Here is a 16,760-nt window from a genome sequence, read left to right on the forward strand (position 1 = left end):
AAGGCAGTGAGCACGACGAGGGTCTCGAGAAACCCGGGCTGGACATCAGTGTGCCAAGTGGCTACACTGACCCTTTGCGCTGCCTGTTAGCTTCCCCTGCCCGTCACCAGGGGTCTGCCCTCACTCGAGCACCGATGACCGAAGCTCCCCTGACCTGGGGTTTCCGTCTCTGTGTCTGGGAGAGGGGCCGGTACGCGCGTAGTGAGTCCGAGCCCTCGGAAGGACCCCCTCTTGGCCGCCTCGCGCAACGCCTCGACCGCGAATACGAACAACGGCGCAAGCACCGCCCCGCTGCGCATCTCCTTTGCAAAGATCAAGGAGCCTCTCGAGGTTCCGAACCTGCTCGCGCTGCAGACCGAGAGCTTCGACTGGCTGCTCGGCAACACCGCTTGGCAGAGTCGGGTCGAGGAGGCTCTTGAGAACGGTCAGGACGTCCCCACCAAGTCCGGTCTGGAGGAGATCTTCGAGGAGATCTCCCCGATCGAGGACTTCTCCGGGTCGATGTCCCTGACGTTCCGGGACCACCGCTTCGAGCCGCCGAAGAACTCCATCGACGAGTGCAAGGAGCGCGACTTCACGTACGCCGCCCCGCTCTTCGTCACCGCCGAGTTCACCAACAACGAGACCGGTGAGATCAAGTCCCAGACGGTCTTCATGGGCGACTTCCCGCTCATGACGAACAAGGGCACTTTCGTCATCAACGGCACCGAGCGTGTCGTGGTGTCGCAGCTGGTCCGTTCCCCCGGTGTCTACTTCGACTCCTCCATCGACAAGACGTCCGACAAGGACATCTTCTCCGCCAAGATCATCCCGTCCCGGGGTGCCTGGCTGGAGATGGAGATCGACAAGCGCGACATGGTCGGTGTCCGCATCGACCGCAAGCGCAAGCAGTCGGTCACCGTACTGCTGAAGGCGCTCGGCTGGACCACCGAGCAGATCCTCGAGGAGTTCGGCGAGTACGAGTCGATGCGCGCCACCCTGGAGAAGGACCACACCCAGGGCCAGGACGACGCGCTGCTGGACATCTACCGCAAGCTGCGTCCGGGCGAGCCCCCCACGCGTGAGGCCGCGCAGACGCTGCTCGAGAACCTCTACTTCAACCCCAAGCGCTACGACCTCGCCAAGGTCGGCCGCTACAAGGTCAACAAGAAGCTGGGTGCTGACGCGCCGCTCGACGCGGGTGTCCTGACCGTCGAGGACGTCATCTCGACGATCAAGTACCTGGTGAAGCTGCACGCCGGCGAGACCGAGACCTCGGGTGACAACGGTGGCACGATCGTCGTCGAGACCGACGACATCGACCACTTCGGCAACCGTCGTCTGCGCAGCGTCGGCGAGCTGATCCAGAACCAGGTCCGTACGGGTCTCGCCCGTATGGAGCGCGTCGTGCGCGAGCGCATGACGACCCAGGACGTCGAGGCGATCACGCCGCAGACCCTGATCAACATCCGGCCGGTCGTCGCCTCCATCAAGGAGTTCTTCGGCACCAGCCAGCTGTCGCAGTTCATGGACCAGAACAACCCGCTGTCGGGTCTCACCCACAAGCGCCGTCTGTCGGCTCTTGGCCCGGGTGGTCTCTCCCGTGAGCGGGCCGGCTTCGAGGTCCGTGACGTGCACCCGTCGCACTACGGCCGCATGTGCCCGATCGAGACGCCCGAAGGCCCGAACATCGGTCTGATCGGCTCGCTCGCCTCCTACGGCCGGGTCAACGCGTTCGGCTTCGTCGAGACGCCGTACCGCAAGGTCGTCGACGGTCAGGTCACCGACGAGGTGGACTACCTGACGGCCGACGAGGAGGACCGGTTCGTCATCGCGCAGGCCAACGCCACGCTCTCGGACGACATGCGGTTCGCCGAGAACCGCGTGCTGGTCCGCCGCCGTGGCGGCGAGGTCGACTACGTCGCCGGTGACGACGTGGACTACATGGACGTCTCGCCGCGCCAGATGGTGTCGGTCGCGACCGCCATGATCCCGTTCCTCGAGCACGACGACGCCAACCGTGCCCTCATGGGCGCGAACATGATGCGTCAGGCCGTGCCGCTGATTAAGTCCGAGTCCCCGCTCGTCGGCACCGGCATGGAGTACCGCTCCGCGGTCGACGCCGGCGACGTGGTCAAGGCCGAGAAGGACGGTGTGGTCCAGGAGGTCTCCGCGGACTACATCACCACCGCCAACGACGACGGCACGTACATCACGTACCGCCTGGCCAAGTTCTCCCGGTCCAACCAGGGCACCTCGGTCAACCAGAAGGTCATCGTCAACGAGGGCGACCGGATCATCACGGGCCAGGTGCTCGCCGACGGTCCCGCCACCCAGAACGGCGAGATGGCCCTCGGCAAGAACCTGCTCGTGGCGTTCATGCCGTGGGAGGGTCACAACTACGAGGACGCGATCATCCTGTCGCAGCGCCTCGTGCAGGACGACGTCCTCTCCTCGATCCACATCGAGGAGCACGAGGTCGACGCCCGTGACACCAAGCTCGGCCCCGAGGAGATCACCCGGGACATCCCGAACGTCTCCGAGGAGGTCCTCGCCGACCTCGACGAGCGCGGCATCATCCGCATCGGCGCCGAGGTCATCGCCGGCGACATCCTCGTCGGCAAGGTCACGCCCAAGGGCGAGACCGAGCTGACCCCCGAGGAGCGCCTGCTGCGCGCGATCTTCGGCGAGAAGGCCCGTGAGGTCCGTGACACCTCGCTGAAGGTGCCGCACGGCGAGACCGGCAAGGTCATCGGCGTGCGCGTCTTCGACCGCGAGGAGGGCGACGAGCTTCCCCCCGGTGTGAACCAGCTGGTGCGCGTCTACGTCGCGCAGAAGCGCAAGATCACCGACGGTGACAAGCTCGCCGGCCGCCACGGCAACAAGGGTGTCATCTCCAAGATCCTGCCGATCGAGGACATGCCGTTCCTGGAGGACGGCACCCCGGTCGACATCATCCTCAACCCGCTGGGTGTCCCGTCCCGAATGAACCCGGGACAGGTCCTGGAGATCCACCTCGGCTGGCTCGCCAGCCGCGGCTGGGACGTCTCCGGCCTCGCGGAGGAGTGGGCCCAGCGCCTCCAGGCGATCGGCGCCGACTCCGTCGCCCCGGGCACCAACGTCGCCACCCCGGTGTTCGACGGTGCGCGGGAGGACGAGCTGGCGGGTCTGCTGCAGCACACCATCCCGAACCGGGACGGCGAGCGCATGGTGCTCCCGACCGGCAAGGCGCGGCTGTTCGACGGCCGCAGCGGTGAGCCGTTCCCGGACCCGATCTCGGTCGGCTACATGTACATCCTGAAGCTGCACCACCTGGTCGACGACAAGCTGCACGCCCGTTCGACCGGTCCGTACTCGATGATCACCCAGCAGCCGCTGGGTGGTAAGGCCCAGTTCGGTGGCCAGCGGTTCGGTGAGATGGAGGTGTGGGCCCTCGAGGCCTACGGCGCCGCGTACGCCCTCCAGGAGCTGCTGACCATCAAGTCCGACGACGTCACCGGCCGCGTGAAGGTCTACGAGGCCATCGTCAAGGGCGAGAACATTCCCGAGCCCGGCATCCCCGAGTCCTTCAAGGTGCTCATCAAGGAGATGCAGTCGCTCTGCCTGAACGTGGAGGTGCTGTCCAGCGACGGTATGTCCATCGAGATGCGCGACACCGACGAGGATGTCTTCCGCGCTGCGGAGGAGCTCGGCATCGACCTGTCCCGGCGCGAGCCGAGCAGCGTCGAAGAGGTCTGACGGGAGTCCGGTAGGGGCCTCGCCACCGTGTGAGGCCCCCGCCGACCCCCAGGCCCCCGTTTCAGACCACAGACTTACGACCCTGAGAGGGATTGACGCATAGTGCTCGACGTCAACTTCTTCGACGAGCTCCGGATCGGCCTGGCCACCGCTGACGACATCCGTCAGTGGAGCCACGGCGAGGTCAAGAAGCCCGAGACCATCAACTACCGCACCCTCAAGCCGGAAAAGGACGGGCTCTTCTGCGAGAAGATCTTCGGTCCGACCCGGGACTGGGAGTGCTACTGCGGCAAGTACAAGCGCGTCCGCTTCAAGGGCATCATCTGCGAGCGCTGTGGCGTCGAGGTCACGCGCGCCAAGGTGCGCCGTGAGCGGATGGGCCACATCGAGCTGGCCGCGCCCGTCACGCACATCTGGTACTTCAAGGGTGTCCCCTCGCGCCTCGGCTACCTGCTGGACCTGGCGCCGAAGGACCTCGAGAAGGTCATCTACTTCGCGGCGTACATGATCACGTACGTCGACGAGGAGCGCCGCACCCGCGACCTGCCCTCCCTCGAGGCGCACGTCTCGGTCGAGCGCCAGCAGATCGAGAACCGCCGCGACGCCGACCTCGAGGCCCGCGCCAAGAAGCTCGAGACCGACCTGGCCGAGCTCGAGGCCGAGGGCGCCAAGGCCGACGTGCGCCGCAAGGTGCGCGAGGGCGCCGAGCGCGAGATGAAGCAGCTGCGCGACCGCGCGCAGCGCGAGATCGACCGCCTCGACGAGGTGTGGACCCGGTTCAAGAACCTCAAGGTCCAGGACCTCGAGGGCGACGAGCTGCTCTACCGCGAGCTGCGCGACCGGTTCGGCACCTACTTCGACGGCTCGATGGGCGCCGCCGCGCTGCAGAAGCGCCTGGAGTCCTTCGACCTCGACGAGGAGGCCGAGAAGCTCCGCGAGATCATCCGCACCGGCAAGGGCCAGAAGAAGACCCGTGCGCTCAAGCGCCTGAAGGTCGTCTCCGCGTTCCTGCAGACCAGCAACAGCCCCAAGGGCATGGTGCTCGACTGCGTGCCGGTCATCCCGCCGGACCTGCGTCCGATGGTGCAGCTCGACGGTGGCCGCTTCGCGACCTCCGACCTGAACGACCTGTACCGCCGTGTCATCAACCGCAACAACCGCCTGAAGCGGCTTCTCGACCTCGGCGCGCCCGAGATCATCGTGAACAACGAGAAGCGCATGCTCCAGGAGGCCGTGGACGCCCTCTTCGACAACGGTCGTCGCGGTCGCCCGGTCACCGGTCCCGGTAACCGCCCGCTGAAGTCCCTGAGCGACATGCTCAAGGGCAAGCAGGGTCGTTTCCGTCAGAACCTGCTCGGCAAGCGAGTCGACTACTCGGCGCGTTCCGTCATCGTCGTCGGCCCGCAGCTCAAGCTGCACCAGTGCGGTCTGCCCAAGGCGATGGCGCTGGAGCTGTTCAAGCCGTTCGTGATGAAGCGCCTGGTCGACCTGAACCACGCGCAGAACATCAAGAGCGCCAAGCGCATGGTGGAGCGCGGCCGCACGGTCGTGTACGACGTCCTCGAAGAGGTCATCGCCGAGCACCCGGTTCTGCTGAACCGTGCTCCCACCCTGCACCGCCTCGGCATCCAGGCCTTCGAGCCGCAGCTGGTCGAGGGCAAGGCCATCCAGATCCACCCGCTCGTCTGCACCGCGTTCAACGCGGACTTCGACGGTGACCAGATGGCCGTGCACCTGCCGCTGTCCGCGGAGGCGCAGGCCGAGGCCCGCATCCTGATGCTGTCCTCGAACAACATCCTCAAGCCGGCCGACGGCCGTCCGGTGACGATGCCGACCCAGGACATGGTCCTCGGTCTGTTCTTCCTCACCACCGACGGCGAGCTGCGTGACACCAAGGGCGAGGGCCGCGCGTTCGGCTCCACGGCCGAGGCGATCATGGCCTTCGACGCCGGTGAGCTCGCGCTGCAGTCGCCGATCGACATCCGCTTCCCGGTGGGCACCATCCCGCCGCGCGGCTGGACCCCGCCGGCGCGCGAGGAGGGCGAGCCCGAGTGGCAGCAGGGTGACTCGTTCCGCCTGCGCACCACCCTGGGCCGCGCGCTCTTCAACGAGCTGCTGCCCGAGGACTACCCGTTCGTCGACTACTCGGTGGGCAAGAAGCAGCTCTCCGAGATCGTCAACGACCTGGCCGAGCGCTACCCCAAGGTCATCGTGGCGGCGACGCTCGACAACCTGAAGGCGGCCGGCTTCTTCTGGGCGACCCGTTCCGGTGTCACCGTGGCCATCTCCGACGTCGTCGTTCCCGAGGCGAAGAAGGAGATCGTCCGCGGCTACGAGGCGCAGGACGAGAAGGTCCAGAAGCAGTACGAGCGCGGTCTGATCACCAAGGAAGAGCGCACTCAGGAGCTCATCGCGATCTGGACCAAGGCGACCAACGAGGTCGCCGAGGCGATGAACGAGAACTTCCCCAAGACCAACCCCATCTTCATGATGGTTGACTCGGGTGCCCGAGGAAACATGATGCAGATGCGGCAGATCGCCGGTATGCGCGGTCTGGTGTCGAACGCGAAGAACGAGACCATCCCGCGTCCGATCAAGGCGTCCTTCCGTGAGGGCCTGTCCGTGCTGGAGTACTTCATCTCCACGCACGGTGCCCGTAAGGGTCTGGCCGACACCGCCCTGCGTACCGCCGACTCGGGTTACCTGACCCGTCGTCTGGTGGACGTCTCGCAGGACGTCATCATCCGCGAGGAGGACTGCGGCACCGAGCGCGGTCTGAAGCTGCGGATCGCCAACCGCGGCGCCGACGGTGTGCTGCGCAAGGCGGACGACGTCGAGACCAGCGTCTACGCCCGCATGCTCGCCGAGGACGTCGTCATCGACGGCAAGGTGATCGCGCCGGCCAACGTGGACCTCGGCGACGTGCTCATCGACCAGCTGGTGCACCACGGCATCGAGGAGGTCAAGACCCGCTCGATCCTGACCTGCGAGTCGCACGTCGGCACTTGCGCCATGTGCTACGGCCGTTCGCTGGCCACCGGCAAGCTGGTCGACATCGGTGAGGCGGTCGGCATCATCGCCGCCCAGTCCATCGGTGAGCCCGGTACTCAGCTGACGATGCGTACCTTCCACACCGGTGGTGTGGCCGGTGACGACATCACCCAGGGTCTGCCCCGTGTCGTCGAGCTCTTCGAGGCCCGTACCCCGAAGGGTGTCGCCCCGATCTCCGAGGCCAACGGCCGCGTGCGGATCGAGGAGACCGAGAAGACCAAGAAGATCGTCGTCACCCCGGACGACGGCAGCGACGAGACGGCGTTCCCGATCTCGAAGCGCGCCAAGGTCCTGGTGAAGGAGGGCGACCACGTCGAGGTGGGCCAGCAGCTCACCGTGGGTGCCACCAACCCGCACGACGTGCTGCGCATCCTGGGCCAGCGTGCCGTCCAGGTCCACCTGGTCGGCGAGGTCCAGAAGGTCTACAACTCGCAGGGTGTGTCGATCCACGACAAGCACATCGAGATCATCATCCGGCAGATGCTGCGCCGTGTGACGATCATCGAGTCGGGCGACGCCGAGCTGCTGCCCGGCGAGCTGGTCGAGCGCTCGAAGTTCGAGACCGAGAACCGTCGTGTGGTCCAGGAGGGCGGTCACCCGGCCTCCGGTCGTCCGCAGCTGATGGGTATCACCAAGGCCTCGCTGGCGACGGAGTCCTGGCTGTCGGCCGCCTCCTTCCAGGAGACGACCCGAGTCCTGACGGACGCGGCGATCAACGCCAAGTCCGACAGCCTCATCGGCCTCAAGGAGAACGTCATCATCGGTAAGCTCATCCCGGCCGGTACGGGTCTGTCCCGCTACCGCAACATCCGGGTGGAGCCCACCGAGGAGGCCAAGGCCGCGATGTACTCGGCCGTCGGCTACGACGACATCGACTACTCGCCGTTCGGCACCGGCTCCGGCCAGGCCGTCCCGCTGGAGGACTACGACTACGGTCCGTACAACCAGTGAGTGGTTGAGTTGAACTGAAGGGCGGTCACCCCGGTGGGGTGACCGCCCTTCGGCGTTCCCGCGGCCGCCTGCCGTCCGCGGGGTGCCCGGCTCGGCTACGGGATGCCCAGCTCGAAGATCACGTAGTGCGCGTACCAGCCCGACGCCACCGCCGTCGTCGTGAAGAACACGGCCAGGCCGGGCCACTTCAGGCGGCTCAGCGCCGCCGCCGGCGCCAGCAGCAGCGGGAAGGAGGGCAGCAGGTAGCGGGAGGTGTTGCCGAACATCTGCTGGGTGCCCAGGACGGTGACGATGCCCGCCAGGGTGTAGGCGACCAGCACCAGCGGCGGCCTACGGCGCAGCATCAGCGTGATCAGGAAGGGCAGCGCGATGACGAGCTGGACGCCGAGCAGATCGGGCGTGGAGAAGGCGAACAGGTAGTCGCTGTGCCCCACGGCCACGTTGCCGAGGACGTCGGCCGTGTACGCGCCCCAGTCGAAGTAGTGCGCCCAGCCCTCACGCTGGAGCGTGAAGTACGCGGTGAGGTCGCCCATGCTCCACCCGACCCAGGCGACGTAGGTGAGCAGGCCGAGCGGCGCCGCGATCATCGCGAAGACCGGCCCGCCGACCCCGTGCTCACGCCGGCCGTCCCGCCGCAGGACGGTGACCAGGGCGGCCAGTCCCACCGCGCCGATGAGGGCCGCCGAGGTGGGCCGGTTGAGGCCCGCCAGGAAGGCCAGGAGGCCCGCGGCGACCCAGCGGCCCCGCATCACGCTGTAGCAGGTCCAGGCGGCGATGGCGACGAACAGGGACTCCGAGTACACGGCCCACTCGACGCCCGCGCCGGGCACCACGGCCCACAGCCCGGCGGCGATGGTGCCGGCCCGCGCGCCGGCCAGCGCCGCGACCACCGCGTAGACGCCCGCCGCCGCCACCAGGGAGGCCAGGACCGACACGAGGATGCCGGAGCCGTACAGGCCGAGCCCGGTGGTCTCGGAGACGCTGCGGATCAGCCCGGGGTAGAGCGGGAAGAACGCGACCGAGTTCTGCTGGACCGTGAAGAGGCCGCCCCCGGGCAGCGGCTGCAGCGGCTTCGGGTCGTACCCGTGCCCCGCGACCTGCAGATACCACCAGCCGTCCCAGGTGGACAGCACGTCCCACCAGTGGGCGCCGCCGCCGAACCGCGGGTCCTTCCTGCGGTAGTCGCCCGCATGCTCCAGCAGGCAGGCGAATATGGTGAGCCCCACGAGCTTCGTGACGCAGTACAGGACGAGTGGAGCCACGTACGGCCGCGCACCCGGCGGCAGCGTGAGCCGGCGGCTCGGGCGCGGAGTGCCGGACTGCTCCCCGGGCAGGACGGTGTCCGCCTCGATGTCACCGGAAGCCGTGCTCATCCCTGCGGTCTCCCCCCTCGGCCGACCGCCGGGGCCGGAGGATTCCGCAGCCCGGGGGGTCGTGAAGTGTCAGTCACGAGATCACACAAGGATCACTTGTGTGTGGCCAAAGCGTCGCATGTGCGGGGCGAAGGGGGGAGAAGCGGGTGACCGGTGGAACGGAGCCGGCGATCGAGCTGTCCGTCGTCGTACCGATGTTCAACGAGGTCGAGGCGCTGCCCGCCCTGGTCAGCCGGCTGCGCCCGGTCCTTGAGGGCCTCGGCGTGCCGTACGAGCTGGTCGCCGTCGACGACGGCAGCACCGACGGCACCGGCGAGCTGCTCGCGGCCTTCCGGCTCGGCTGGCCGGAACTGCGGGTGATCGGCCTGCGCCGCAACTCGGGCCACCAGGCGGCCCTGACCGCGGGCCTCGACCGGGCGGCCGGCGCGTACGTGGTCAGCATCGACGCGGACCTGCAGGACCCGCCCGAGAAGATCCCCGACATGCTGGCCCTGGCCCGCGCCGAGGGGCTGGACATCGTCTACGGCATCCGTGCCGACCGGGCCAGCGACACCGGCTTCAAGCGGTGGACCGCCGGGCTGTACTACCGGCTGGTGCGCCGTCTGGCGGGGCCTTCCGTGCCCGCGCAGGCCGGCGACTTCCGGCTGCTGAGCCGGGCCGCCGTGGAGGCGCTGAAGGCGCTGCCCGACCAGCAGCGGGTCTACCGGCTGCTGGTGCCCTGGCTGGGCTTCCCCAGCGGCCGGGTGACCTACGAGCGCGCCCCGCGCACGGCAGGCCGCAGCAAGTACCCGCTGGGCCGGATGATCCGGCTGGCCGTCGACAGCGTCACCGGGTTCTCGGCGGCCCCGCTGCGGCTGGCCACCTGGCTCGGCGGCTTCGCCTTCCTGGTCTGCCTCGGGCTGATGGTGTACACGCTCTCCGCCCACGTCCTGGACCACACGGTCCCGGGCTGGACCTCGCTGTTCACCGGGGTGCTCTTCATCGGCGCGGTGCAGCTCATCTGCGTGGGGCTGCTCGGGGAGTACGTGGCCCGGATATACACGGCCATACAGAACCGGCCGACGTACTTCGTGGGCCACGACACGGCGGAGCAGGCGGGGGAGACGACGACGCGCCGCTGACCCGCGGCAGCCCGCCGGGCCCGGCCCCGCGGCCTTTGTTTTGACCGAAGTGGGTGCGGTAGGTACGCTCAGACCTTGTGCCTGGGGTGTGCCCTGGCTTTCGTGCGTGCCTTCAACCGCACGCAGAGCCGACACCGGCCACCGTAATCCGTGCCTTTCCCGTCTCGCGGCGGAAGCGCGGCGGATTCGACACACCCGACCGCGTGGGTCGGAGATGTTCCAGGTTAGCTGTACTCATCGGCACACAGAAACCGGAGAAGTAGTGCCTACGATCCAGCAGCTGGTCCGCAAGGGCCGGCAGGACAAGGTCGAGAAGAACAAGACGCCCGCACTCGAGGGTTCCCCTCAGCGTCGTGGCGTCTGCACGCGTGTGTTCACGACCACCCCGAAGAAGCCGAACTCGGCCCTGCGTAAGGTCGCGCGTGTGCGTCTGACCAGCGGCATCGAGGTCACCGCTTACATTCCGGGTGAGGGACACAACCTGCAGGAGCACTCCATCGTGCTCGTGCGCGGCGGCCGTGTGAAGGACCTGCCGGGTGTTCGCTACAAGATCATCCGCGGTTCGCTCGACACCCAGGGTGTCAAGAACCGCAAGCAGGCTCGCAGCCGTTACGGCGCCAAGAAGGAGAAGTAAGAATGCCTCGTAAGGGCCCCGCCCCGAAGCGCCCGGTCATCATCGACCCGGTCTACGGTTCTCCTCTGGTGACCTCCCTGATCAACAAGGTGCTGCTGAACGGCAAGCGCTCCACCGCCGAGCGCATCGTCTACGGTGCCATGGAGGGTCTGCGTGAGAAGACGGGCAACGACCCGATCATCACGCTGAAGCGCGCGCTGGAGAACATCAAGCCGACCCTCGAGGTCAAGTCCCGCCGTGTCGGTGGCGCCACCTACCAGGTGCCGATCGAGGTCAAGCCCGGTCGCGCCAACACGCTGGCGCTCCGCTGGCTGGTCGGTTACTCCCGCGCCCGTCGCGAGAAGACCATGACCGAGCGCCTGCTCAACGAGCTTCTCGACGCCTCCAACGGCCTGGGTGCCGCTGTGAAGAAGCGCGAGGACACGCACAAGATGGCCGAGTCCAACAAGGCCTTCGCGCACTACCGCTGGTAGTCGCTACCCACATCGAGACCGAGAGAAGACTGAAGCCTTATGGCTACCACTTCACTTGACCTGGCCAAGGTCCGCAACATCGGGATCATGGCCCACATCGACGCGGGCAAGACGACCACCACCGAGCGGATCCTGTTCTACACCGGTGTGTCCTACAAGATCGGTGAGGTCCACGACGGCGCTGCCACCATGGACTGGATGGAGCAGGAGCAGGAGCGTGGCATCACGATCACCTCTGCTGCCACCACCTGTCACTGGCCGCTCGAGGACGTCGATCACACCATCAACATCATCGACACCCCGGGTCACGTCGACTTCACCGTCGAGGTGGAGCGCTCCCTGCGCGTGCTCGACGGTGCCGTGACGGTGTTCGACGGTGTCGCCGGTGTCGAGCCGCAGTCCGAGACGGTGTGGCGTCAGGCGGACCGCTACGGCGTCCCGCGCATCTGCTTCGTCAACAAGCTCGACCGGACCGGTGCCGAGTTCCACCGCTGCGTCGACATGATCACTGACCGCCTGGGCGCTCAGCCGATCGTGATGCAGCTGCCGATCGGTGCCGAGGCCGACTTCAAGGGCGTCATCGACCTCGTGACGATGAAGGCCCTGGTCTGGTCCGCCGAGGCCACCAAGGGCGAGATGTACGACACCGTCGACATCCCGGACACGCACGCCGAGGCTGCCGAGGAGTACCGCGGCAAGCTGCTCGAGGCCGTGGCCGAGAACGACGAAGAGATCATGGAGCTGTACCTGGAGGGCCAGGAGCCTTCCGTGGAGCAGCTGTACGCCGCGATCCGTCGTATCACCATCGCGTCCGGCAAGGGCACCGGCACCACCGTGACCCCGGTGTTCTGCGGTACCGCCTTCAAGAACAAGGGCGTCCAGCCCCTGCTCGACGCGGTCGTCCGCTACCTGCCGTCGCCGGTCGACATCGAGGCCATCGAGGGCCACGACGTCAAGGACCCCGAGGTCGTCGTCAAGCGCAAGCCGTCCGACGACGAGCCGCTGTCCGCGCTGGCGTTCAAGATCATGAGCGACCCGCACCTCGGCAAGCTCACCTTCGTCCGGGTCTACTCGGGCCGCCTGGAGTCCGGCACCTCGGTGCTGAACTCCGTCAAGGGCAAGAAGGAGCGCATCGGCAAGATCTACCGCATGCACGCCAACAAGCGTGAGGAGATCGAGTCGGTGGGCGCCGGCGACATCGTCGCCGTCATGGGCCTGAAGCAGACCACCACAGGTGAGACGCTGTCCGACGACAAGAACCCGGTCATCCTGGAGTCCATGGACTTCCCGGCGCCGGTCATCCAGGTCGCCATCGAGCCCAAGTCGAAGGGCGACCAGGAGAAGCTGGGCGTCGCGATCCAGCGCCTGGCCGAGGAGGACCCGTCCTTCCAGGTCCACTCGGACGAGGAGACCGGCCAGACCATCATCGGTGGCATGGGCGAGCTGCACCTCGAGGTGCTGGTCGACCGTATGCGCCGTGAGTTCAAGGTCGAGGCCAACGTCGGCAAGCCGCAGGTGGCCTACCGCGAGACGATCCGCAAGGCCGTCGAGCGCGTCGACTACACCCACAAGAAGCAGACCGGTGGTACCGGTCAGTTCGCGAAGGTGCAGATCGGCATCGAGCCGCTCGAGGGTGGCGACACCTCGTACGAGTTCGTGAACAAGGTGACCGGTGGTCGTATCCCGAAGGAGTACATCCCTTCGGTCGACGCCGGTGCGCAGGAGGCCATGCAGTTCGGCATCCTCGCCGGTTACGAGATGACCGGCGTGCGCGTCATCCTCCACGACGGCGCCTACCACGAGGTCGACTCCTCCGAGCTCGCCTTCAAGATCGCCGGCTCGCAGGCCTTCAAGGAGGCCGCGCGCAAGGCCAGCCCCGTGCTGCTCGAGCCGATGATGGCCGTCGAGGTCACCACGCCCGAGGACTACATGGGTGAGGTCATCGGCGACATCAACTCCCGCCGTGGTCAGATCCAGGCCATGGAGGAGCGGGCCGGTGCCCGCGTCGTGAAGGGCCTCGTGCCCCTTTCGGAGATGTTCGGCTACGTCGGCGACCTCCGCAGCAAGACGTCGGGTCGCGCGAGCTACTCGATGCAGTTCGACTCCTACGCCGAGGTTCCGCGGAACGTCGCCGAGGAGATCATCGCGAAGGCCAAGGGCGAGTAACGCACCGCGTTCCCACGCTTTAGGCTTGACTCCGGAGCCTCAAGGGGCAAACAACCGCAAACGCGGATGCTTGCCCCGGGTTCCGGGACTTAACAGCAAAGATCACCTGGCGCCGACGAACCAAGGCGTACAGAACCACTCCACAGGAGGACCCCAGTGGCGAAGGCGAAGTTCGAGCGGACTAAGCCGCACGTCAACATCGGCACCATCGGTCACATCGACCACGGTAAGACGACCCTCACGGCCGCCATTACCAAGGTGCTGCACGACGCGTACCCGGAGCTGAACGAGGCCACCCCGTTCGACAACATCGACAAGGCGCCCGAGGAGCGCCAGCGCGGTATCACCATCTCCATCGCGCACGTCGAGTACCAGACCGAGGCGCGTCACTACGCCCACGTCGACTGCCCGGGTCACGCGGACTACATCAAGAACATGATCACCGGTGCCGCGCAGATGGACGGCGCGATCCTCGTGGTCGCCGCCACCGACGGCCCGATGCCGCAGACCAAGGAGCACGTGCTCCTGGCCCGCCAGGTCGGCGTTCCGTACATCGTCGTCGCCCTGAACAAGGCCGACATGGTGGACGACGAGGAGATCATGGAGCTCGTCGAGCTCGAGGTTCGTGAGCTCCTCTCCGAGTACGAGTTCCCGGGCGACGACCTGCCGGTCGTGCGTGTCTCGGCGCTGAAGGCCCTCGAGGGCGACGCGCAGTGGACGCAGTCCGTCCTGGACCTCATGAACGCCGTCGACACCGCGATTCCGGAGCCGGAGCGCGACGTCGACAAGCCGTTCCTGATGCCGATCGAGGACGTCTTCACGATCACCGGTCGCGGTACGGTCGTCACCGGCCGTATCGAGCGTGGTGTCCTCAAGGTCAACGAGACCGTGGACATCATCGGTATCAAGCAGGAGAAGACCACCACCACGGTCACCGGCATCGAGATGTTCCGCAAGCTGCTCGACGAGGGCCAGGCCGGTGAGAACGTCGGTCTGCTGCTCCGCGGCATCAAGCGCGAGGACGTCGAGCGCGGCCAGGTCATCATCAAGCCGGGCTCGGTCACCCCGCACACCGAGTTCGAGGCGCAGGCCTACATCCTGTCCAAGGACGAGGGTGGCCGCCACACGCCGTTCTTCAACAACTACCGTCCGCAGTTCTACTTCCGTACGACGGACGTGACCGGCGTCGTGACCCTCCCCGAGGGCACCGAGATGGTCATGCCGGGTGACAACACCGAGATGAAGGTGGAGCTCATCCAGCCCGTCGCCATGGAAGAGGGCCTGAAGTTCGCCATCCGTGAGGGTGGCCGGACCGTGGGCGCCGGCCAGGTCACCAAGATCAACAAGTGATCTTGAACTGACCCGGCCCGGTCTCTGACCTGGTAGCTGTCGGAGAGGCCCGTACGACTTCGGTCGTACGGGCCTCTTCGCTGTCCCGAGCCTTGTTCGCCCGGGGTTGTACGGCGGGGCGCTGCGAACCCCTACCGGTTGGATCACGGCTTCCGTACGACGCCGTCCACACCTTGTGAACGCCCGGACGGCCGCCTAGGAATGATCACAAGCGCCTGCCGTCGACGGAAGTGAGCCTGTGAGCACCGCCCCGCCCCCCGAACGGCCCGACGAGGACTCGGACGAGCGGTCCTCCCTGTCCGACGAGCAGTGGGAAACGTTCCTGCGGGAGTCGGCCGAGGGCGGCGGAGCCGGCGCGCCGAAGGAGCCGTCGGCTCGGGCCCGGATGGTCACCCGGCGGCTGCGCGAGCAGGCCGAGGCCGAGGAACGGGCGTGGGGCCGCACCGGCCGCAAGCGGCTGCCGGGGCGGCCCCGCGCGGCGGCACGGCCCGCCGCCCCGCCCGGCTGGCGCACCGGTCCCTGCCGCACCTGAGCGGTCCCGGGTCGGTTCCCGTTCCCCGGCCGGCGCCGTCCGGCCGGTCGTCGCAGAGAGAGGTCCCGTGCTCGACAGGCTGCGCGGCGTCGCGTTGGAGAAGGCGCAGGTGGTGGTCCCCTGGCTGGCCGTGGCCGCCGTAGTGATCGCCATGGGCTATCAGCAGGGGCTGTTCACGCTGGTCGGGCGACTCGCCCCGGGGCCGGCGAAGGCTGTGGCCCTGCCCGGGGGCGGTGTCTCCGACGGCGACCGGTGCGGAGCCAGGGGGTACCACCGCTTCCCGTTGCCCGCGGACGCGCTCGCCCCACCGCCCAGGGACGAGCCGCCGGCCGGCCCCAGGCTCGTCCTCGGCGCCTACGGGTACGGACACGGGCCCCGCACGCCCGCCCGCTTCACCATCGATCTCCTCCTCACCTCCGGCGGGAAGCGCCCGCTGGAGCTGTCCCGGACCCTCGGCACGGACGGCGTGGCGGTGGAGATCGAGGGCCCGGACGGACTGGTCGGCGGTGCGCACGGCCTGCCGGTCAGATGGCTCGAGCCCACCGGGACGGGGCCCGGCCACAGCGTGCGCGTCGACGGCCGCAACGGCGCCAGCGCCGAGGTCGAGCTGCCGGTGCGGGCCCTGTGCCCCGGCCAGGAGGGCGCCGAGGTCATGAAGGGGCTGCAGGCGCCGATCGACTCCCACGACACCATCACCGGCCAGCCGCCCTGCACCCTGACGGTCTCCTTCTCCGACCCCGGCGTCGGCAAGCTGCGCGCGTCGCTGGGCTCACCGGCCCGCGGTGACGTGCTCAGCGCCGGCAACCTCGTCCCGCTGGACCAGGAGACCGGACGCCCCTGAACCGCGGCGAGCCCCCGCCGGGCTGCCCGGCGACACCCCCCGGACGACGTCAACGCGGTGCATGTGAAAACCCCCGTGACGAAGATCGGCGTCCGCCGGTTGATGGAGCGGTGGTGGACGTCGAGACGGCGAGGGGTGAGCGGTGGACGGTCCGGCAGGAGGCCACGGCGGCAACGGTCACGGTCCTGGCGCGGGGAGGCTGGCGTCCAGTCCCGCCGAGAAGCGGGCGGCGGCCAGGGCGCTGAACGACCACATCGAGCCGGACACCCGCACGGCCGGCGGATGGGCGGACGACGAGACCGGAGCGGCGGTGAAGGCCTTCGGCGCCCGCGACGGACACGGCTGGCTGACCTCCGCCGCGCTGCGCAGGGCCCACGCGGCCTGGGCCGACCAGGTGCGGAACCTGATGGACCGGCTCGGTGCCGAGAAGGACGCGCTGCGCAGCGCCAACGTGGTCCTGACCGGCTCTGACGTGGCGGCCGGCTCTGCCCTGCGGCGCACGTCCGCGCTCGACCTGTACTGACGGGAACGGCCGGGCATGCCGACGTACC

11 protein-coding genes are annotated in these 16,760 nt (G+C 67.9%); 10 read left to right on the forward strand and 1 reads right to left on the reverse strand.

What is annotated here, in order from left to right; genetic code table 11:
- The first annotated feature begins 231 nt into the window (after positions 1 to 231).
- Both rpoB and ACFYU0_RS30800 read left to right on the forward strand, forming a co-directional pair.
- Positions 232 to 3,717: a DNA-directed RNA polymerase subunit beta gene (gene rpoB / locus ACFYU0_RS30795; RefSeq protein ID WP_351672658.1), complete on the forward strand. Its 3,486-nt coding sequence runs from the start codon at positions 232 to 234 to the stop codon at positions 3,715 to 3,717.
- A gap of 102 nt (positions 3,718 to 3,819) precedes the next feature.
- Positions 3,820 to 7,719, forward strand: coding sequence for a DNA-directed RNA polymerase subunit beta' (locus tag ACFYU0_RS30800; RefSeq protein WP_351672660.1), 3,900 nt, complete (start codon positions 3,820 to 3,822; stop codon positions 7,717 to 7,719).
- Between the two features lie 95 nt (positions 7,720 to 7,814).
- Here the strand turns inward: ACFYU0_RS30800 and ACFYU0_RS30805 are convergent, their stop codons facing one another.
- Positions 7,815 to 9,092 (reverse strand): glycosyltransferase family 39 protein, encoded by a 1,278-nt coding sequence (locus tag ACFYU0_RS30805; RefSeq protein ID WP_351672662.1) that lies wholly within the window; start codon positions 9,090 to 9,092, stop codon positions 7,815 to 7,817.
- 194 nt (positions 9,093 to 9,286) lie between these two features.
- Between ACFYU0_RS30805 and ACFYU0_RS30810 the strand changes: the two genes are divergently transcribed.
- From ACFYU0_RS30810 to ACFYU0_RS30845, 8 genes are all read left to right on the forward strand, one after another.
- Complete coding sequence (locus ACFYU0_RS30810; protein WP_389305413.1) at positions 9,287 to 10,213, forward strand: glycosyltransferase family 2 protein; 927 nt, start codon at positions 9,287 to 9,289, stop codon at positions 10,211 to 10,213.
- Positions 10,214 to 10,475: 262 nt separating this feature from the next.
- On the forward strand, positions 10,476 to 10,847 hold the full coding sequence (rpsL, locus tag ACFYU0_RS30815; protein WP_003948652.1) for a 30S ribosomal protein S12: 372 nt from the start codon (positions 10,476 to 10,478) through the stop codon (positions 10,845 to 10,847).
- Positions 10,848 to 10,849: 2 nt separating this feature from the next.
- Positions 10,850 to 11,320, forward strand: a complete 471-nt coding sequence (gene rpsG / locus ACFYU0_RS30820; protein ID WP_003992340.1) for a 30S ribosomal protein S7 — start codon at positions 10,850 to 10,852, stop codon at positions 11,318 to 11,320.
- 39 nt (positions 11,321 to 11,359) lie between these two features.
- Positions 11,360 to 13,486, forward strand: coding sequence for an elongation factor G (fusA, locus tag ACFYU0_RS30825; protein WP_351672666.1), 2,127 nt, complete (start codon positions 11,360 to 11,362; stop codon positions 13,484 to 13,486).
- Positions 13,487 to 13,642: 156 nt separating this feature from the next.
- Positions 13,643 to 14,836 (forward strand): elongation factor Tu, encoded by a 1,194-nt coding sequence (gene tuf, locus ACFYU0_RS30830; RefSeq protein ID WP_143627906.1) that lies wholly within the window; start codon positions 13,643 to 13,645, stop codon positions 14,834 to 14,836.
- A 238-nt stretch (positions 14,837 to 15,074) separates the two neighbouring features.
- Positions 15,075 to 15,368, forward strand: a complete 294-nt coding sequence (locus ACFYU0_RS30835) for a hypothetical protein (RefSeq protein ID WP_389305390.1) — start codon at positions 15,075 to 15,077, stop codon at positions 15,366 to 15,368.
- Between the two features lie 67 nt (positions 15,369 to 15,435).
- Positions 15,436 to 16,209 (forward strand): hypothetical protein, encoded by a 774-nt coding sequence (locus ACFYU0_RS30840; protein WP_389305392.1) that lies wholly within the window; start codon positions 15,436 to 15,438, stop codon positions 16,207 to 16,209.
- A gap of 142 nt (positions 16,210 to 16,351) precedes the next feature.
- Positions 16,352 to 16,732 (forward strand): hypothetical protein, encoded by a 381-nt coding sequence (locus tag ACFYU0_RS30845; RefSeq protein ID WP_389305394.1) that lies wholly within the window; start codon positions 16,352 to 16,354, stop codon positions 16,730 to 16,732.
- The last annotated feature ends 28 nt before the right edge of the window (positions 16,733 to 16,760 follow it).

Origin of the sequence: Streptomyces sp. NPDC003720 (genome assembly GCF_042875075.1) — a bacterium.
Classification (GTDB): Bacteria; Actinomycetota; Actinomycetes; order Streptomycetales; family Streptomycetaceae; genus Streptomyces.

Bases quoted from the DNA above. Each gene is read 5' to 3' on its own strand.
- ACFYU0_RS30805 (WP_351672662.1), bottom strand. From the start codon at position 9,092: ATGAGCACGGCTTCCGGTGACATCGAGGCGGACACCGTCCTGCCCGGG.
- ACFYU0_RS30810 (WP_389305413.1), top strand. From the start codon at position 9,287: ATGTTCAACGAGGTCGAGGCGCTGCCCGCCCTGGTCAGCCGGCTGCGC.
- rpsG (WP_003992340.1), top strand. From the start codon at position 10,850: ATGCCTCGTAAGGGCCCCGCCCCGAAGCGCCCGGTCATCATCGACCCG.
- fusA (WP_351672666.1), top strand. From the start codon at position 11,360: ATGGCTACCACTTCACTTGACCTGGCCAAGGTCCGCAACATCGGGATC.